General features: G+C 67.4%; 15 protein-coding genes and 2 pseudogenes. 9 read left to right on the top strand and 8 right to left on the bottom strand.

Translation table 11 applies throughout. The features are described 5' to 3' along the window. A partial coding sequence (locus BST12_RS32315; RefSeq protein ID WP_211281368.1) for a hypothetical protein occupies nt 1-1,306 on the top strand: 1,306 nt, incomplete at its 5' end. Between the two features lie 20 nt (nt 1,307-1,326). On the opposite strand, the gene BST12_RS26640 is transcribed toward BST12_RS32315, so the two are convergent. Then, the gene (locus BST12_RS26640) at nt 1,327-2,637 is read right to left on the bottom strand and encodes an aspartate aminotransferase family protein (RefSeq protein ID WP_245850590.1); all 1,311 of its coding nucleotides are present in this window, start codon (nt 2,635-2,637) and stop codon (nt 1,327-1,329) included. Nucleotides 2,638-2,669: 32 nt separating this feature from the next. Here BST12_RS26640 and BST12_RS26635 point away from each other — a divergent pair, with 32 nt between their 5' ends. Further along, complete coding sequence (locus tag BST12_RS26635) at nt 2,670-3,593, top strand: sigma-70 family RNA polymerase sigma factor (protein ID WP_083116210.1); 924 nt, start codon at nt 2,670-2,672, stop codon at nt 3,591-3,593. Here the strand turns inward: BST12_RS26635 and BST12_RS26630 are convergent. Then, on the bottom strand, nt 3,577-4,995 hold the full coding sequence (locus tag BST12_RS26630) for a PE domain-containing protein (protein WP_083116209.1): 1,419 nt from the start codon (nt 4,993-4,995) through the stop codon (nt 3,577-3,579). The two genes, BST12_RS26635 and BST12_RS26630, sit on opposite strands and share 17 nt — an antisense overlap. A 50-nt stretch (nt 4,996-5,045) precedes the next feature. Next, nucleotides 5,046-5,660 (bottom strand): annotated as a pseudogene (locus BST12_RS26625) (carboxymuconolactone decarboxylase family protein); the annotation flags it as partial. Between the two features lie 79 nt (nt 5,661-5,739). Between BST12_RS26625 and BST12_RS26620 the strand changes: the two are divergent. Beyond that, on the top strand, nt 5,740-6,195 hold the full coding sequence (locus tag BST12_RS26620) for a hypothetical protein (protein WP_083116207.1): 456 nt from the start codon (nt 5,740-5,742) through the stop codon (nt 6,193-6,195). On the opposite strand, the gene BST12_RS26615 is transcribed toward BST12_RS26620, so the two are convergent. Further along, a complete protein-coding gene (locus tag BST12_RS26615) occupies nt 6,192-7,052 on the bottom strand; it encodes an SCO6745 family protein (protein WP_083116206.1) in 861 nt (286 codons plus the stop codon). The genes BST12_RS26620 and BST12_RS26615 overlap by 4 nt on opposite strands. On the opposite strand from BST12_RS26615, the pseudogene BST12_RS34665 reads away from it, so the two are divergent. Next, nucleotides 7,051-8,250 (top strand): annotated as a pseudogene (locus BST12_RS34665) (cytochrome P450); the annotation flags it as partial. The gene BST12_RS26615 and the pseudogene BST12_RS34665 overlap by 2 nt on opposite strands. 111 nt (nt 8,251-8,361) lie before the next feature. Continuing rightward, nucleotides 8,362-9,021 carry a class I SAM-dependent methyltransferase gene (locus BST12_RS33770; protein WP_245850592.1) on the top strand — a complete coding sequence of 220 codons (660 nt, stop codon included), beginning with the start codon at nt 8,362-8,364 and terminating at the stop codon, nt 9,019-9,021. A 4-nt stretch (nt 9,022-9,025) separates the two neighbouring features. Here the strand turns inward: BST12_RS33770 and BST12_RS26605 are convergent, their stop codons facing one another. The 4 genes from BST12_RS26605 to sdhC are packed head-to-tail and all read right to left on the bottom strand — an operon-like array spanning nt 9,026 to nt 12,405. Beyond that, on the bottom strand, nt 9,026-9,817 hold the full coding sequence (locus tag BST12_RS26605; RefSeq protein WP_083116204.1) for a succinate dehydrogenase iron-sulfur subunit: 792 nt from the start codon (nt 9,815-9,817) through the stop codon (nt 9,026-9,028). Continuing rightward, the gene (sdhA, locus tag BST12_RS26600) at nt 9,817-11,583 is read right to left on the bottom strand and encodes a succinate dehydrogenase flavoprotein subunit (protein ID WP_083116203.1); all 1,767 of its coding nucleotides are present in this window, start codon (nt 11,581-11,583) and stop codon (nt 9,817-9,819) included. Before sdhA ends, BST12_RS26605 begins: the two co-directional genes overlap by 1 nt. A gap of 19 nt (nt 11,584-11,602) precedes the next feature. After that, nucleotides 11,603-12,070 (bottom strand): succinate dehydrogenase hydrophobic membrane anchor subunit, encoded by a 468-nt coding sequence (locus tag BST12_RS26595; protein WP_083116202.1) that lies wholly within the window; start codon nt 12,068-12,070, stop codon nt 11,603-11,605. Beyond that, nucleotides 12,067-12,405 carry a succinate dehydrogenase, cytochrome b556 subunit gene (gene sdhC, locus BST12_RS26590; RefSeq protein WP_245850591.1) on the bottom strand — a complete coding sequence of 113 codons (339 nt, stop codon included), beginning with the start codon at nt 12,403-12,405 and terminating at the stop codon, nt 12,067-12,069. The genes BST12_RS26595 and sdhC overlap by 4 nt, the downstream gene beginning before the upstream one ends. 251 nt (nt 12,406-12,656) lie before the next feature. Here sdhC and BST12_RS26585 point away from each other — a divergent pair, with 251 nt between their 5' ends. The 4 genes from BST12_RS26585 to BST12_RS26570 form a co-directional block, all read left to right on the top strand. Beyond that, nucleotides 12,657-13,058 carry a cytidine deaminase gene (locus BST12_RS26585; RefSeq protein WP_083116201.1) on the top strand — a complete coding sequence of 134 codons (402 nt, stop codon included), beginning with the start codon at nt 12,657-12,659 and terminating at the stop codon, nt 13,056-13,058. Continuing rightward, complete coding sequence (locus tag BST12_RS26580; protein WP_083116200.1) at nt 13,055-14,356, top strand: thymidine phosphorylase; 1,302 nt, start codon at nt 13,055-13,057, stop codon at nt 14,354-14,356. Before BST12_RS26585 ends, BST12_RS26580 begins: the two co-directional genes overlap by 4 nt. Next, on the top strand, nt 14,353-15,441 hold the full coding sequence (locus BST12_RS26575) for an adenosine deaminase (RefSeq protein ID WP_083116199.1): 1,089 nt from the start codon (nt 14,353-14,355) through the stop codon (nt 15,439-15,441). Before BST12_RS26580 ends, BST12_RS26575 begins: the two co-directional genes overlap by 4 nt. A 15-nt stretch (nt 15,442-15,456) precedes the next feature. Then, nucleotides 15,457-16,266: PE family protein (locus tag BST12_RS26570; protein ID WP_139801964.1), on the top strand; the 810-nt coding region annotated here is incomplete at its 3' end.

Raw genomic sequence — 16,266 nt, 5'->3', positions numbered from 1 at the left:
CGGTGGCACCGGCGGAATCGGCGGCAGCGGCGGCAACGGCGGGGCCGGTGGACAAGGCGGGCTGTTGTTCGGCGCCGGCGGACACGGCGGTCTCGGCGGCTCCGGCGGCGTGGGCGGCACCGGTGGCAGCGGCGGCGACGGCAGCATCGCCGGGCTCGGCGGAATCGGCGGCGCCGGCGGGGTCGGCGGCGCCGGCGGCGACGCCGGCCACGGCGGGGCCGGTGGTGCCGGCGGACTGTTCAGCGGTGCCGGCGCGGCGGGCAGCGCCGGCTCCGGCGGCCTCGGCGGGACGGGCGGTATGGGTGGCGCAGGCGCGGCGGGCACGGCCGCGTCGCCGGGTACCGGTGCGATAGGCGGCGGTGGTTCTGCCGGCGGCGCCGGCGGGGCCGGCGGCGCGGGCGGTAATTCCAGCGCGGGCGGCTTCAACGGCTCCGGCGGAGCCGGCGGTGTGGGTGGTCTGGGTGGTGTGGGTGGTTCCGGCGGGTCCGGGACGGCTGCGGGCTCCGATGGCGGGGCCGGCGGCGCCGGCGGCACCGGCGGCAGCGCCGGGGCCGGCGGGGCGGCCGGCACCGGTGGCACCGGTGGCGCGGCGGGTAGCGCCGGCTCTGGCGGCAACGGCGGCGCCGGTGGCGCCGGCGGGGCCGGCAGAGCCGGCGTCACTGCGGGCGGCGACGGGTCCGCCGGCGGCGCCGGCGGGGCCGGCGGCGCGGGCGGCAACGGCCTTGCCGGCGGAACCAACGGGTCCGGCGGCGCCGGCGGGAACGGTGGCTCAGGATCTCAGGGCTGGATTAATACGACCGGCGGCGGAGGCGGGGCAGGCGGCAATGGTGGCGCTGGCGGCACCGGTACCGTCGTCGGTGGCGTCGGCGGCCTCGGCGGGTCCGGCGGCAGCGGTGGAGACGCCTTCGACGGCAGCTCCGGGCGAGGTGGTCTGGGCGGCACTGGCGGGACCGGCGGAATGGGCCTAGATGGCGGGAATGGCGGTGCCGGCGGTCTCGGAGGTGGCGGTGGTAACGGGGGCAGCGGCAGCAGCTCTGGGTTCGGGGGCGACGGTGGCACCGGCGGAACCGGGGGCGCTGGCGACCTCGGTGGCGACGGTGGTATGGGTGGCGACGGCGGCACCGGCGGCCGAGTTGCTTTCGAGGGCGGTAATGGCGGCGACGGCGGCAGTGGCGGCGCCGGCGGGGCTGGAAGTGCTGGGCCCGGCGGATTGCCCGAGCCCGGTGGAAGTGGCGGCGCGCCCGGAACGTTCGGCCAGGGTGCCGGTGGATCGGGCGGCGCGGGAGGCACTGGCGGTCCCGCGTAGCAGAGCAACGATCCCAGCAGCTAAACCTGGCTGAGCACGCTGCGCAGAATCGACTCGATGGTGTCGAACTCGGCCTGCCCGCTGATCAGCGGCGGGGCCAGTTGGATGACCGAATCGCCGCGATCGTCGGTGCGGCAATACAATCCGGCTTCGAACAGTGCTGCCGACACATGGCCGAGTAGCTTCGCGCGCTCGGCGTCGGTGAAGGTTTGCTTGGTCGCCTGGTCCTTGACCAGTTCGATGCCGAAGAAGAATCCCTCGCCGCGCACATCGCCGACGACGGGTATGTCGTACAGCTTTTCCAGGGTGGCGCGCAGCGCGGGGGAGAGCTGTTTGACGCGGTCGTTGAGGCCCTCGCGCTCGAAGATGTCGAGATTGGCCAGCGCGACGGCCGCCGACACCGGATGCCCGCCAAAGGTATAGCCATGCCGGAAGGTCGTCTTGCCGTCGTTGAAGGGTTCGAACACCCGGTCGCTGGCGATCATCGCGCCCAGCGGTGAGTACCCCGATGTCAGCCCCTTGGCGCAGGTGATCATGTCGGGCACATAGCCAAAGTCGTTGCAGGCGAACATCGATCCGATCCGGCCGAAGGCGCAGATCACTTCGTCGGAAACCAGCAGCACGTCGTACTCGTCGCAGATCTCGCGGACTCGCTCGAAATACCCCGGCGGCGGTGGGTAGGAGCCGCCGGCGTTTTGCACCGGTTCTAAGAACACCGCGGCGACGGTGTCGGGTCCCTCGAATTCGATGGCCTCGGCGATCCGGTCGGCCGCCCACCGGCCGAACTCCTTGAGGTCGCTGAACGGCGCGCGATAGAAGTTGGTGTTGGGCACCCGGAAGCCGCCCGGCGTCACCGGCTCGAACGGCGCCTTGTACGCCGGCAGCCCGGTAATCGCCAGCGCGCCCTGGGTGGTGCCGTGGTAGGCGATCGCGCGCGAAATCACTTTGTGCTTACCGGGTTTGCCGGTGAGCTTGAAGTACTGCTTGGCCACCTTCCACGCGGTTTCGACGGCCTCGGTGCCACCGCAGGTGAAGAAGACCCGGTTCAGGTCGCCGGGGGTGTAGCCGGCGATGCGCTCGGCCAGCTCGATCGCCGGCGGGTGGGCATTGCCCCAGATCGGGAAGAACGCCAGCGTGCCGGCTTGGCGCGCGGCGGCTTCGGCGAGCTCGGCGCGGCCGTGGCCGACCTGCACCACGAACAGGCCCGACAGCGCATCCAGGTAGCTCTTGCCGCGGTCGTCGAAGATGGTGACACCTTCGCCACGGGTAATGATCGGCGGTGTGATGCGGTTGCCGTGCCGGGCGAAGTGCAGCCAAAGGTTGTCAGTCATCGTGCAGGTGAGCCTAGCGTTAGGCTCGACCAATGACGGCGACGAACGAGGTCACCGAATTCGAAGAGCTACGGCCCCATCTCATGTCGGTGGCCTACCGGCTCACCGGAACCGTCGCCGACGCCGAAGACATCGTTCAGGAAGCCTGGCTGCGCTGGGATAACCAGGACGGCGTGATCCACGACCTGCGGGCCTGGCTGACCACCGTGGTGAGCCGGCTCGGCCTGGACCGGCTGCGCTCGGCCGCACACCGGCGCGAAACCTACACCGGCAACTGGCTACCCGAACCCGTCGTCACCGGTTTCGACGGCTCCGACCCGCTCTCGGCCGTGGTGGCCACCGAAGACGCCCGATTCGCGGCGATGGTGGTGCTCGAGCGGCTCAACCCCGATCAACGCGTGGCGTTCGTGCTGCACGACGGGTTCGCCGTGCCGTTCGGCGAAGTGGCCGACGTTCTCGGCACCAGCGAGGCCGCCGCCCGGCAGCTGGCCTCACGCGCCCGCAAGGCCCTGACCGCCGCGCCGGCCTCCCTGATATCCGAGAAACCCGATCCGAGCCATAACGAGGTGGTCGGCAAGCTGATGGCCGCCATTGCCGCCGGTGACCTGGACGCCGTGGTATCGCTGCTGCATCCCGACGTCACCTTCACCGGCGACTCAAATGGCAAGGCGCCCACGGCAGTTCAGGTCATCCACGGCGCCGACAAGGTGGCCCGGTTCATGTTCGGCCTCGCCCGCCGCTACGGTCCGGCGTTCTTCACCGTCAACCAGCTGGCACTGATCAACGGCGAACTGGGTGCCTACACCGAAGGGTGCCCCGGCGCCGACGGCTACCGCGAGATGGCACCGCGGATCACCGCCATGACGGTGCGCGACGGAAAGGTCTGCGCCCTTTGGGATGTCGCCAATCCCGACAAGTTCACCGGCTCGCCGCTGCGAGCTACACCGGCAGGATGATCGCGCCGGTCGGCCCGAGGAAGATGGCCTGGCCGCCCGGGGTGACGTAACCGCCGGTTGGCCCGTAGATGCCGTACATCGGGCTGGTCGGACCGAATCCGCCCCAGATGTCGTTGATCCAGCCGGTGGACAGCGTGTACACGGCCGAGGTGGCGCCCGGCGGCGAAAACTTGGTTATCAGCTGGAGCAGCAGGTCGATGACGGGGCCCCGGCCCAGCATGGAGTCGACATGCGAGCCGTTGACGATCTCGGCCCCGACGAACTGCCCCGGGTACAGGCTGACCAACTGATTTGTGGTGTCCCCGAAGGCATTCCACGCCTGCGGCGGCGCGGCCACCGTGTACACGGGAACATGGGCCGCCTGCAGGTTGGCGATCGCACCCCCGAAAGCCGTGGCATTGCTGGCGACTCCGTCGAACATCACCACGCCCTTGAGGTGATTGGTGGCGGCTCCCAGACCGGCCAGGTAATCGCCGGCGGCGATCGTGGCCAGCCCACCGCCGGCCGAGTGTCCGGACAGGATGAAATCCTGCGGCAGCGTGCCGAAGAACCCGGCGTGTTGCGCGCTGATGTTCAGCGCCGCCTGGGACCCCTGGAACAGCGAGGCCACGCCCTGCTGCATCTGCGGGCTGCCGATCCACAGCCCGAACGGCAGCGGAATCGACGGAACCGTCGGGGTGACCACAACGCTGTTGGTCTGCTGCGCCAGGTCGATGGCCAACGGTTGGTACAACCACGCAACCCCACCGAAGCCGTGCTGCAGATAGACGGTGCCGTTGGCGTTCACCGAGCCGTTGGCCTGCGTCGGGAAATACCACCACGCGGGTGCGGGGTAGCTGAACTGGGGAATCGTGAATCCCAGGAAGGAGCTGGGGCCGATCGGGATTTGCAGGAACGAGAACCCGACCCTGACGCCGGTCACGCCGCCCGTGCCCGGGGCGGCCAGCGTCACCGTCGAGGGGAAGTTGACCACGCGACCCAGGCCGACGGCGTTGGTCGCCGAGTTGAGTACCGCTCCCAGCGATGCAGTGGCGGTGCCGTCGAAGAGGGGACCCGTGAGGCCAACCGGTGGCGACAAGCTTTCGGCCGCCCGCAGCAGCGACCGCAGCGGCGACACGTTCGCCGCCTCAGCGGCGGCGTACGCTTGCGCGGCCGCGCTCAACGCCTGCTCGAACTGAGCCTGAAAGCGTGTCGTGTACGCGGTCAGCTGCTGAAACTCTTGCCCGTAGCTGCCGAAGAGATTCGAGATGGCCCTCGATACCTCGTCGGCCGCCGCGGCGACAACCCCTGTCGTCGAGGGCGCCGCCGTAGCCGCGGCGCCCTTGATCGCCTCACCTATCCCGGTCAAATCCGTCGACGCGAGGGCAATAGCCTCGGGCGCGGCGATCACATACGACGACAACGGCCTCCCTTTCGATCCTCGAAATGCTACGAGGTCAGGCCCGGATTGACTCACGAACGAAGATTCTCGGCCCACGGCACCCGGCACGAGTCTCCGGACCCCGAACCGGAATTGAAGCCCTGCTCGGTGATACCGAGCGCGGTGTTCATCCGGGCCCGCATGTTCTCCACGCCGATCTGATAGGTCAACTCGAACACGCCGTCGTCGCCGAACCGGGCCCGCAGGTCGGCCACCTGCTCGTCGGTGACGGTGTGCGGGTCGACGGTCATCGCATCGGCATAGGCGATGGCGACGCGCTCGTCGTCGCTGTACAGCGGTGAAGTCGCGTAGTCGTCGATGAACTTGAGCCGGTCCACGTCCAGGCCGTCCAGCCGCTGCAGCATCGACCCGAAGTCGACGCACCACGAGCAGCCGATCTTGCGTGCGGTCCACAACACGGCGAGCTCTCGGACGCTCACCGGCAGCGTGCGCGACGCACGCTCCAGCATCGTTTCGTGAACGGCGCCGACGACCAGTAGCCGGGAATGGTGCGCGGCCACGGTGAACGGCTCGGGAACCTGGCCGTAGCGCCGCTTGGCGATTCGGTACATGGCACGGGTCAGCAGCCCGGCGCGCTTGGGGGACAGGGGCTCGATGCGGGTTTTCTGTGTCATACCAATCAGACGTCACAACCCGGGCGACTGTGACACGCAAACCAAGAATTCGCCAAGAATCTCGGTAGGGCGGCGTTAGAACCTCGGACTCGTGTCCTACGAAACGTGTTCTTACTGGTCTTTCACCGAGAATCCGCGGCCGCAGGACATCGAGGATTGGGCGCACGCCGAGGTGCTGGTCGCCGAGTCGCGGCTGGACCAGGGGCGTATCCGCGCCGCCGTCGACGAGGTCTTCGAAGCCAACCCCACCCTTGGTGTCGTGTTCGAACCGCGCTGCGACCGCTGGCTGTCGCGCCCCGGCGGGTGCTGGGCGTGGGCCGTGGAGCCGCCCGGCGTCACCGTGGCCGAAGTAATCGCCCGCCAGCGCGCGGCCTTCGACATGCGCACCGGCCGGCTGTTCGGAGTGTCGCTGATCCCCGGAGCGCGCGACCGGCTGGTGCTGACCGCCAGCCACCTCTGCGTCGACGGCGCCTCGTGGCAGCACGTGGTCGAAGAGCTGATGACCGCCTACGACGGCGGCGAACTGATTCCCGCGGACCAGGCCTAGAAATCGCGGCGCAAACCCATCGGCGTGGCGGCGGGCAGATCGCCGCCGGCAGTCACCGTTCGGGCGATCGGGGTCAGCGCGTGCAACAACGTGTCGAGTTCGGCGTCGTCCAGACCGTCGAAGGCGAGCAGCCCGAGCAGATTGGTGGTGGTTTCGATGTGCTCCTTGACGTCGCGCCCGGTGGCGGTCAGCGCACCGTCATTCCCCAGCAGACCGCGGCCGGTCAGGCTCCGCTCGCAGGCCTCCCACTCGGCGCCGTCGTAGTGCCGGGCGCGCTGCATGTACTCCTTGGACACCGCGCCGGTCGCGGTGTGCAAGACGTTCGACTCCCGTCCCGAGACGCCGTCGGCGACCAGCGCGGCGACGTGCCCATCGCCGCGGTGCTCGCGCAGCAGGGTGGTCGCATGCCACAGTGCGGCCACCGGATCCGACGGCCAGGGCAGGGCGAGGTTGGCCGCGAACAGTGGCCGGCCGTCCAGCGCCGCCCGTTGTGCCGCGCAAGTGGCCAATTGTGCTGCGGTGCAGACGTTTTCGTCGTCGGTGATGCCGTATCGCCGCAGCGCCGCGACCGCCGATTCCGCCCGGGCCTGCAGCGCGAGCTGCGGCCCGGCGATTTCCCACGCCGACGGCAGGGACTTGGCGACCCGCGCGAGGGCGAAGTTGTAGAACACCGCCGTCACGACCTGCGGTGGCGCCAGGCCCAGCGGCGCCGATCGCGCGGCGAAGTAGCCCATCCAGAAGCCGCGATAGCCCAGGCCGTCCAGCGCCGCGCGGGCTTCCGGTGCGAAGTAGGTGACGGCATGGATCGGTTCGAAGCGGTCGTAGAGCCGGCGGGCCAGCTCCGGTGTGCGTTGCATGTGCGCAGCTAAGCACGTTTCAGGAACGCTCAACAATTGCGCAATGCCGAGCGGCCACCTTGAAGCCGTGACCATAAGTGTGTCCCGCCACATCGCCACGGACTTCAACCAGTTCACGCAACGCACCCAGGACGATATGTTCGGCCAGCTGCAGCGCGCGCGACGCGAAGGAATCTTCTTCAGTGAGCAGCTGCAGGTCTGGGTGGTGTCCCGCTACAGCGAAGTGGTCCAGGCGCTGCGGCAGCCGACGGTCTTCTCGTCCGTGGGACTGCTGCCGGTGCCGACGGATCCCGATATCCTCGCCATGCTCGACGGCAAGGTGCCTGCGGGCGGCAGCCTCATCGGCTGGGACCCACCCGATCACACGCGCATGAGAGCGGTGCTGGCCGCGGCGTTCACCCCCAAGCGGGTCGCCGCCCTCGAACCGGCGATCTGGCGGCAATGCGAGCGCCTGATCGACCGATTCGAACACCTCGGCGCGGTCGATCTGCATGCCGAGTTCTCGATGCCGCTGGCCATCGCGATCCCCTTCAGCCTGATCGGTGTCCCGGAGGAGATGTGGGAAGAATGCAGCTGTCGTTCCAACGACTTCGCGCTGTTCCTCACCGATGTCACGGGTAGCTTCGACAAGGCGCGGCTGGTCGAGTTGGCGGGGTCAGTGCTGCGGCTGCACGAGTACATGGCCGAACTCATCGAGCAGCGCCGAGTCGAGCCGAAAGACGATCTGATCAGCGCGGTGTGGCAGGCGCGGCGCGAATCCGGCGTCGAGCTAACCGATTTCGAGATGCTGTCGATGTTCCCGGGTCTGCTGTTCGCCGCCCATGCGACCACGGCACCGCTCATTACGACGGCGATGTACGAGCTATTGTCCGGCGACGTCGAGTGGACCGAACTGGTCGAGGACACCCAGCGCCGCAAGAGCGCCGTCGAGGAGATCCTGCGATACGAGGGCCCGATCTTGGGCATGCTGCGTACCGTGGTCACCGAAACCCAGTTGGGTGGACAGGATTTGCGGCCCGGCGAACGCGTCTTCCTGGTGTACACCTCGGCCAACCATGACGCCGATGTCTACGACGACGCCGACACGCTGCACCTCGATCGGCATCAGGAGCAGGCGCATCTGGCGTTCGGCCGCGGCATCCACTTCTGCATCGGTGCGCCGCTGGCGCGGCTGGAAGCCCATGTCGCCCTGCAGTGTCTGGCCCGGCGGCTGCCGGGCATGCGGCTCGCGCGACAGGTGCCGCCGATGGAGCCCTCCTTCCTGGTGCGCACCCGCCCCGCGATGCCCGTGGTGTGGGATCGGGAGGTGATGGATTGGGACGGCGCCTACCGCGAGCAAGGGATGTTCGACGGGCCGCCGCCGTGGAACATCGGTGAGCCGCAACCCGAACTCGCCGCCCTGATCGACGCCGGCCGAATCCGTGGCGAGGTGCTCGACGCGGGTTGCGGGACGGGGGAGCTGTCGCTGGCGCTGGCGGAGCAGGGCTACCCGGTGGTCGGGATCGACTTCGTGGCAACGGCCATCGCTGCGGCCACCGCGACGGCCCAGCAGCGTGGGCTGACGGCAGCTAGCTTCGCGCGAGCCGACGTCAGAACGCTCACCGGATACGACGACCGGTTCTCGACGGTGATCGACTGCACGCTTTTTCACTCGCTGCCGGTCGAGGGCCGCGACGACTATCTGCGCTCAGTGCACCGTGCGGCGGCTTCTGGTGCCGTGTTGTATGTGCTGGTGTTCGCCAAGGGCGCCTTTCCCGCCGAGGTGCGAACCAAACCCAACGAGGTGGACGAGGACGAGTTGCGCGCGGCCGTCGGAAAGTACTGGGAGGTCGACGAAATCCGGCCCGCCTACATCTGCAACGCCGAATTCCGCGTCCCCGGAGCGCCGTTCGAATTGCCGCCGCATGATCGGGACGACAAGGGCCGGCTGAAGTTCCCCGCCTATCTGCTGACCGCGCACAAAGCTTAAATGCTCAGCGGGAGAACATGATTGCGCGTTTGACCTCTTGAATCGCCTTGGTCACTTCGATGCCGCGCGGGCAGCCTTCGGTGCAGTTGAACGTGGTGCGGCAGCGCCACACGCCGTCGACCTCGTTGAGAATGTCGAGGCGTTCGGCGGCGGCCTCGTCACGGCTGTCGAAGATGAAGCGGTGTGCGTTGACAACCGCCGCCGGCCCGAAGTAGCTGCCCTCGTTCCAGAACACCGGGCAGCTGGTGGTGCAGCACGCGCACAGGATGCACTTGGTGGTGTCGTCGTAACGGGCGCGGTCGGTGGGGCTCTGAATCCGTTCGCGCGTGGGCGGATTGCCACTGGTGATCAGGTAGGGCTTGATCGCGCGGTAGGCGTCGAAGAACGGCTCCATGTTCACCACCAGGTCCTTTTCGACCGGCAGCCCGCGAATCGGTTCGACCGTGATAGTCAGTTTCTTGCCCGGCTTTTTCGGCAGCAGGTCGCGCATCAGCACCTTGCAGGCCAGCCGGTTGACGCCGTTGATCCGCATCGCATCCGAGCCGCACACCCCGTGTGCGCAGGAGCGCCGGAAGGTCAGCGTCCCATCGAGGTAACCCTTGATGTAGATCAACAGATTGAGCAGCCGGTCGGTGGGCAGACACGGCACCCGGAAGCTTTGCCAACCACCGGTGGCGGCGAACGCGTCGGGGTCGTCGGGATTGAACCGGGCGATCTTGACGGTCACCATCACCGCGCCCTGCGGAACCGGTGGCAGCGGAGGATCGAGAGTTTCGACGTCCGACTCAACGCTCATCAGTACTTCCGTTCCTTGGGCTCATAGCGGGTCTGCACGACGGGTTTGAAGTCCAGCCGGATGTCGCTGAGCAGGGCATTCCCTTCTTGGGGGCCCTCTTTGTAGGCCATGGTGTGGCGCATGTAGTTGACGTCGTCGCGGTTGGGGTAGTCCTCGCGGGCGTGCCCGCCGCGGGATTCCTTGCGGTTCAGCGCGCCCACTACGGTGACCTCGGCCAGCTCCAGCAGGAAGCCCAGCTCGATGGCCTCCAGCAGATCGCTGTTGAATCGCTTTCCCTTGTCGTGCACGGTGATTCGGGAATACCGCTCCTTCAGGGCGTGAATGTCGGTAAGCGCCTGCTTCAGTGTCTCTTCGGTGCGGAACACCGCGGCGTTGTTGTCCATTGTCTGCTGCAGCGCGCCGCGGATGTCGGCTACGCGTTCGTTGCCGTGCTCGGACAGGATGTCGCTCACCCAGCCGACCACCATCGACGCCGGCTCCGGCGGCAGGTCGACGAAGTCGTGTCCGCGCGCGTAGCCGGCCGCCGCGATGCCGGCCCGGCGGCCGAAGACATTGATGTCCAGCAGCGAGTTGGTGCCCAGCCGGTTGGCGCCATGCACGGACACACACGCGCATTCGCCGGCCGCGTACAGGCCCGGGATGGTGTTGGTGTTGTCGCGCAGCACCTGCCCGGTGACGGTGGTCGGGATGCCGCCCATCACGTAGTGGCAGGTCGGGTAGACCGGAACCAGCTCTTTCACCGGGTCGACGCCCAGGTAGGTGCGGGCGAATTCGGTGATGTCGGGCAGCTTGGACTCCAACACTTCCTCGCCGAGGTGGCGGACGTCGATGTGGACGTAGTCCTTGTGCGGGCCGCAGCCGCGTCCCTCCAGCACTTCGAGCACCATCGAGCGGGCGACGATGTCGCGTGGGGCCAGGTCGACGATGGTCGGGGCGTAGCGCTCCATGAAGCGTTCCCCGTCGGCGTTGAGCAGCCGGCCGCCCTCGCCGCGAACCGCCTCGGAGATCAGGATGCCCAAGCCCGCCAGGCCGGTCGGGTGGAATTGGTGAAACTCCATGTCCTCCAACGGGAGTCCCTTGCGGAAGACGATGCCGATGCCGTCGCCGGTCAGCGTGTGCGCATTGGAGGTGGTCTTGTACATCCGGCCCGAACCGCCGGTGGCGATGACGACGGCTTTGGCGTGGAAGACGTGTATCTCACCCGTCGCCAACTCGTAGGCGACCACTCCGGTGGCTACCGGGCCGGTCGGGGTCTGGGTGAGAGCCAGGTCGAGTGCGTAGAACTCGTTGAAGAACTGCACATCGTGTTTGACGCAGTTCTGGTAGAGCGTCTGCAGGATCATGTGGCCGGTCCGGTCGGCTGCGTAGCATGCGCGGCGGACCGGGGCCTTGCCGTGGTCGCGGGTGTGGCCGCCGAAGCGGCGCTGGTCGATGCGGCCCTCGGGGGTGCGGTTGAACGGCATCCCCATCTTCTCCAGGTCGAGCACCGCGTCGATGGCTTCCTTGCACATGATCTCCACGGCGTCCTGGTCGGCGAGGTAGTCGCCGCCCTTGACGGTGTCGAAGGTGTGCCATTCCCAGTTGTCGTCTTCGACGTTGGCCAGTGCGGCGCACATGCCGCCCTGCGCGGCGCCGGTGTGGCTGCGGGTGGGATAGAGCTTGGTCAGCACCGCGGTACGAACCCGCGGACCCGCCTCTACCGCCGCTCGCATTCCGGCACCGCCCGCGCCGACGATCACCACGTCGTATCGGTGTTGCTGGATCAAGACTCGCCTTCCAGGACTCTTAGGAGATATTCGGGTTGAAGGTGACCAAGATGTAGGTCCCCAGCATCAACGTGAACGTCATCGACACCGCCAGCAGCGTGTTGAGCCAGAACCGGGTGATGTTCTTGCGGCTGTAGTCGTCGATGATGGTGCGGATGCCGTTGCCGCCGTGCAGCTGTGCCAACCACAGCAGCAGCAGGTCCCAGGTCTGCCAGAACGGCGAGGCCCAGCGCTGCGCCACGAAATTGAAGTCCAGACGGTACACGCCGTTGTCCCACATCAGCATGATGAACAGGTGGCCGACCGCCAGGAAGATCAGCACGATTCCGGAGAACCGCATGAACAGCCAGGCGAACTTCTCGAAGTTTGGGATGCCGGCGCGGCGGCGCGGCGAGCGCGGGTTGTCCAGGCTGGCCGGACGGTCGTAGCTGCGCTGTTTGACCGGCGCGGTCTGGCCGCGCCCGAGCTGAAGGTCGGGGCTGCTCATCGGAAGTGCTCCCAGATGTGAATGCCGGTCACCACGCCCGCTGGAACCATCAGCAACAGGAACACGATGGCCACGATCCACAGCATCAGCCGCTGATGGCGGGGTCCCTCCGACCAGAAGTCGATCAGGATGACCCGGATCCCGTTCAGTCCGTGGAAAAGCACAGCGGCAACAAGGCCGTACTCCATCAGGCCGACAATCGGAACCTTGTACGTCGCCAGCACCGCGTTATAGGTCTGCGGGCTGACCCGGAGCATCGCGGCGTCCAGGACGTGGACGAAAAGGAAGAAGAAGATCGTCGCGCCGCTGATCCGATGTAATACCCACGACCACATACCGGGGTCGCCCCGATACAGGGTGCGAGGTGGGCGCCGTTTGCGTTGCGATCCGGGCGCAGTGGCCGGATCCGCGGTTGTCGTCGTTATCCTCACCGCCTTCAAAACCGTCTTGAAAACCGTCTTAAAAAGATCATTGAACAGCTCTAGCCGGGCAATCGAGCTTAACTTGACCAGGTAGCTGGTGGTACCGAAGAGTCCCATCGAAAACGTGTGTCGTAACCGACGCACCGCGGAGCAAAGGTTGCCAAATGCCTGATGTTGATTGGGATCTTTTGCGAGACAAGGCGATTGGTGTCGCAGCGCGGGCATATGCGCCGTATTCGCGTTTCCCCGTCGGTGCTGCCGCGGTGGTCGACGACGGCCGTGTGGTGACCGGATGCAATGTGGAGAATGTCTCATATGGTCTCGGTCTCTGCGCGGAATGCGCGCTGGTCTGCGCCCTGCATTCGACCGGCGGCGGCCGGTTGGTGGCGCTGGCCTGCGTCACCGGGAGTGGGTCCCTGCTGATGCCGTGCGGGCGATGTCGTCAGGTGTTGCTCGAGCACGGCGGCCCCGAGCTGCTGATTGGCCATCCAGACGGGCCGCGCCGGCTCGGTGACCTGCTGCCCGATGCCTTCGGTCCCGACGATCTAAGTAAGGAACGTTCTTGAGCGCCTTAGCATTCGACGCGCCGACGGTGATCCGCACCAAGCGCGACGGGGGCCGGCTGTCCGATGCCGCGATCGACTGGATCATCGAGGCCTACACCGACGGCCGGGTGGCTGACGCGCAGATGGCGGCCCTGTTGATGGCGATCTTCTGGCGCGGCATGGACCGCGGCGAGATCGCCCGGTGGACCGAGGCCATGCTCACCTCCGGTGAGCTGATGGATTTCACCGATCTGCGTGTGGATGGAAAGCCGCTGCCGACGGTGGACAAGCACTCGACCGGCGGGGTGGGCGACAAGACCACGCTGGTGCTGGTGCCGGTCATGGCGGCCTGCGGCGCGGGCGTGCCGAAGGCGTCCGGCCGTGGGCTGGGCCATACCGGCGGCACGCTGGACAAGCTGGAATCCATCGCGGGCTTCAGCGCGGATTTGCCCAACGAGCGGGTGCGCGAACAGCTGTGCGACATCGGCGCGGCGATATTCGCTGCCGGCCAGGTAGCAACGGCCGACAAGAAGCTCTATGCGCTGCGCGATATCACCGCAACGGTTGAGTCCTTGCCGTTGATCGCCAGCTCGATCATGAGCAAGAAGCTGGCCGAAGGGGTGGGCGGGTTGGTGCTTGACGTCAAGGTGGGGGCGGGGGCGCTGATGGAGTCGGAGGCGCGTTGCCGCGAACTGGCGCACACCATGGTCCAACTCGGCGCGGCGCACGGGGTGCCGACGCATGCGCTGCTGACGGACATGAACTTCCCGCTGGGGGCCACCGTCGGAAATGCGCTCGAGGTTGCCGAGTCGATGGAGGTGCTAGCCGGCGGCGGGCCGCCGGACCTGGTCGAGCTGACGTTGCGGTTAGCCGGGGAAATGCTGACGCTGGCCGGAATCGACGGCTGCGATCCGGCCCAGACGCTGCAGGACGGCAGCGCGATGGACCGATTCCGCCGGCTGGTCGCCGCCCAGGGGGGGGATCTGTCGGCACCGTTGCCCGTCGCCGCGCACGGCGAGAACGTGATTGCCTACCGGAGCGGCACAATGGGCGCTATCGACGCGATGGCAGTGGGGTTGGCAGCCTGGCGGCTGGGGGCGGGTAGATCGCGCCCGGGCGAACAGATCCAGGCCGGTGCCGGCGTCAGGATCCACCGCCGTCCCGGACAGCCCGTCGCCGCCGGTGAGCCGTTGTTCACGTTGTACACCGATACCCCGGTACGCTTCGACGCCGCGCTGGCCGAGCTGGAGGGCGCCTGGAGCGTCGAAGACACGTCACCGCAGTTGCCGCCGCTCATCATCGATCGGATTACGCCATGACCACCGCGCTGAATCTGGAATCCATCAAGCATGCGCCGAAGGCCGTGCTGCACGATCACCTCGACGGCGGATTGCGCCCGGAGACCGTACTCGACATCGCCGGCCAGATCGGTTACGACGAACTGCCGGCCACCGAAGTCGAGTCGCTGGCGACCTGGTTTCGCACCAAGTCGCACAGCGGTTCGCTGGAGCGCTACCTCGAGCCGTTCTCGCACACCGTGGGGGTGATGCAGACGCCCGAGGCGCTGTACCGCGTTGCCTATGAATGTGTGGAGGATCTGGCTGCCGATTCTGTGGTGTATGCCGAGATCCGGTTCGGCCCTGAACTGCACATCAACCGCGGGCTGTCGTTCGACGAGGTGGTCGACGCCGTGCTCGCGGGATTCGCCGCCGGTGAAAAGGCTTGTGCCGCGGAGGGGCGGCCGATCAAGGTCCGCGGTTTACTGACCGCGATGCGGCATGCCGCTGTGTCGCGAAAGATCGCGGAATTGGCAATCCGGTTCCGGGACAAGGGGATAGTGGGCTTCGACATCGCAGGCGCGGAAGCCGGGCACCCGCCGACGCGCCATCTGGATGCGTTCGAGTACATGCGTGATCACAATGCGCGCTTCACCATTCATGCCGGCGAGGCGTTCGGGCTGCCGTCCATTCACGAGGCGATCGCGTTTTGCGGCGCCGATCGGCTCGGTCACGGGGTGCGCATCGTCGACGACATCGACGTCGACTCCAACGGTCGTGTGTCGCTGGGCCGATTGGCATCGATCGTGCGGGACAAGCGAATTCCGCTAGAGCTGTGTCCCAGCTCCAATGTGCACACCGGTGCGGTCAAAAGCATCGCCGAGCATCCGTTCGACCTGCTGGCCCGGACCCGCTTCCGGGTCACCGTCAACACCGACAACCGGTTGATCAGTGACACCACGATGAGCCTCGAGATGCACCGTCTGGCAGAGACTTTCGGATACGGATGGAGCGACCTCGAGCGGTTTACCATCAACGCGATGAAGTCCGCGTTCATCCCGTTCGATGAGCGCCTGGAAATCATCGACGACGTGATCAAGCCGCGCTACGCGGTGCTGGTCGGCTAGCGGGGAGATGACCGCATGGACTTCGTAGTCACGACGCCAGAGATAATTGCGGCCACGACAACGGATTTGACGAGTATGACGTCGCGCCTGGGCGCTGCCCATGCTGCGGCGGAGGCTCGAACAACTCTGATCGCTGTAGCGGCGCAAGATGAGGTATCGGCGCAAATCTCCGCACTATTTTCCCGTTACGCGCACGGCTACTATCGCCTCAGTCAACAAGCGGCCACTTTTCATGAGCAGTTTGTAGCGACCCTCGGCGCCAGCGCGAACTCCTACGCCGCCGCCGAGGCGGCCAATCTGTCTGTGCTGCAGCAGCTTCTGAACGCGATCAATGCGCCATTCGAAACGCTGACCGGGCGAGCGCTGGTGGGCAACGGTGCGGACGCGACGACACCCGGCGGCCGCGGTGGCGACGGCGGCTGGTTGATCGGTAACGGTGGGGCAGGCGCGGCCGGCGGCGTCGGCCAGGTTGGCGGCCGCGGCGGAGATGGCGGTGTCATAGGCAATGGTGGGCCCGGTGGGTCGGGTGGACCTGGCCTAGCCGGCGGGGCGGGCGGCAACGCCCTGCTGTTCGGCAACGGCGGCGCCGGTGGGCACGGCGGGGCCGGCGCCCCTGGCGCTGCAGGGGTCAATCCCACCCAGAACGTCGTAGGACCGGCCGCCCAGGCCGGGAGTGACGCCGCTGATCCCGGTAGCGGCGGACAGCACGGCGAAAGCGGCGCCACCGCAGGGCAAACGGGCGGTGCCGGCGGCGCCGGCGCTGCTGGAACCGAGGGGAGCTCTTCGGGACACACCGGCGGCGGTGGCGGGGGAGCGGGCGGTGCG

This window comes from Mycobacterium angelicum, from assembly GCF_002086155.1.
In the GTDB taxonomy this organism is placed as follows: domain Bacteria; phylum Actinomycetota; class Actinomycetes; order Mycobacteriales; family Mycobacteriaceae; genus Mycobacterium; species Mycobacterium angelicum.
This window is presented reverse-complemented; position numbering and strand designations above follow the sequence as displayed.

What these genes read in the sequence shown, in the direction of transcription:
- BST12_RS26640 (WP_245850590.1), bottom strand. Translation starts at nt 2,637, where the DNA reads ATGACTGACAACCTTTGGCTGCACTTCGCCCGGCACGGCAACCGCATC.
- BST12_RS26635 (WP_083116210.1), top strand. Translation starts at nt 2,670, where the DNA reads ATGACGGCGACGAACGAGGTCACCGAATTCGAAGAGCTACGGCCCCAT.
- BST12_RS26615 (WP_083116206.1), bottom strand. Translation starts at nt 7,052, where the DNA reads ATGCAACGCACACCGGAGCTGGCCCGCCGGCTCTACGACCGCTTCGAA.
- BST12_RS33770 (WP_245850592.1), top strand. Translation starts at nt 8,362, where the DNA reads ATGGATTGGGACGGCGCCTACCGCGAGCAAGGGATGTTCGACGGGCCG.
- BST12_RS26605 (WP_083116204.1), bottom strand. Translation starts at nt 9,817, where the DNA reads ATGAGCGTTGAGTCGGACGTCGAAACTCTCGATCCTCCGCTGCCACCG.
- BST12_RS26595 (WP_083116202.1), bottom strand. Translation starts at nt 12,070, where the DNA reads ATGAGCAGCCCCGACCTTCAGCTCGGGCGCGGCCAGACCGCGCCGGTC.
- sdhC (WP_245850591.1), bottom strand. Translation starts at nt 12,405, where the DNA reads ATGTGGTCGTGGGTATTACATCGGATCAGCGGCGCGACGATCTTCTTC.
- BST12_RS26585 (WP_083116201.1), top strand. Translation starts at nt 12,657, where the DNA reads ATGCCTGATGTTGATTGGGATCTTTTGCGAGACAAGGCGATTGGTGTC.
- BST12_RS26575 (WP_083116199.1), top strand. Translation starts at nt 14,353, where the DNA reads ATGACCACCGCGCTGAATCTGGAATCCATCAAGCATGCGCCGAAGGCC.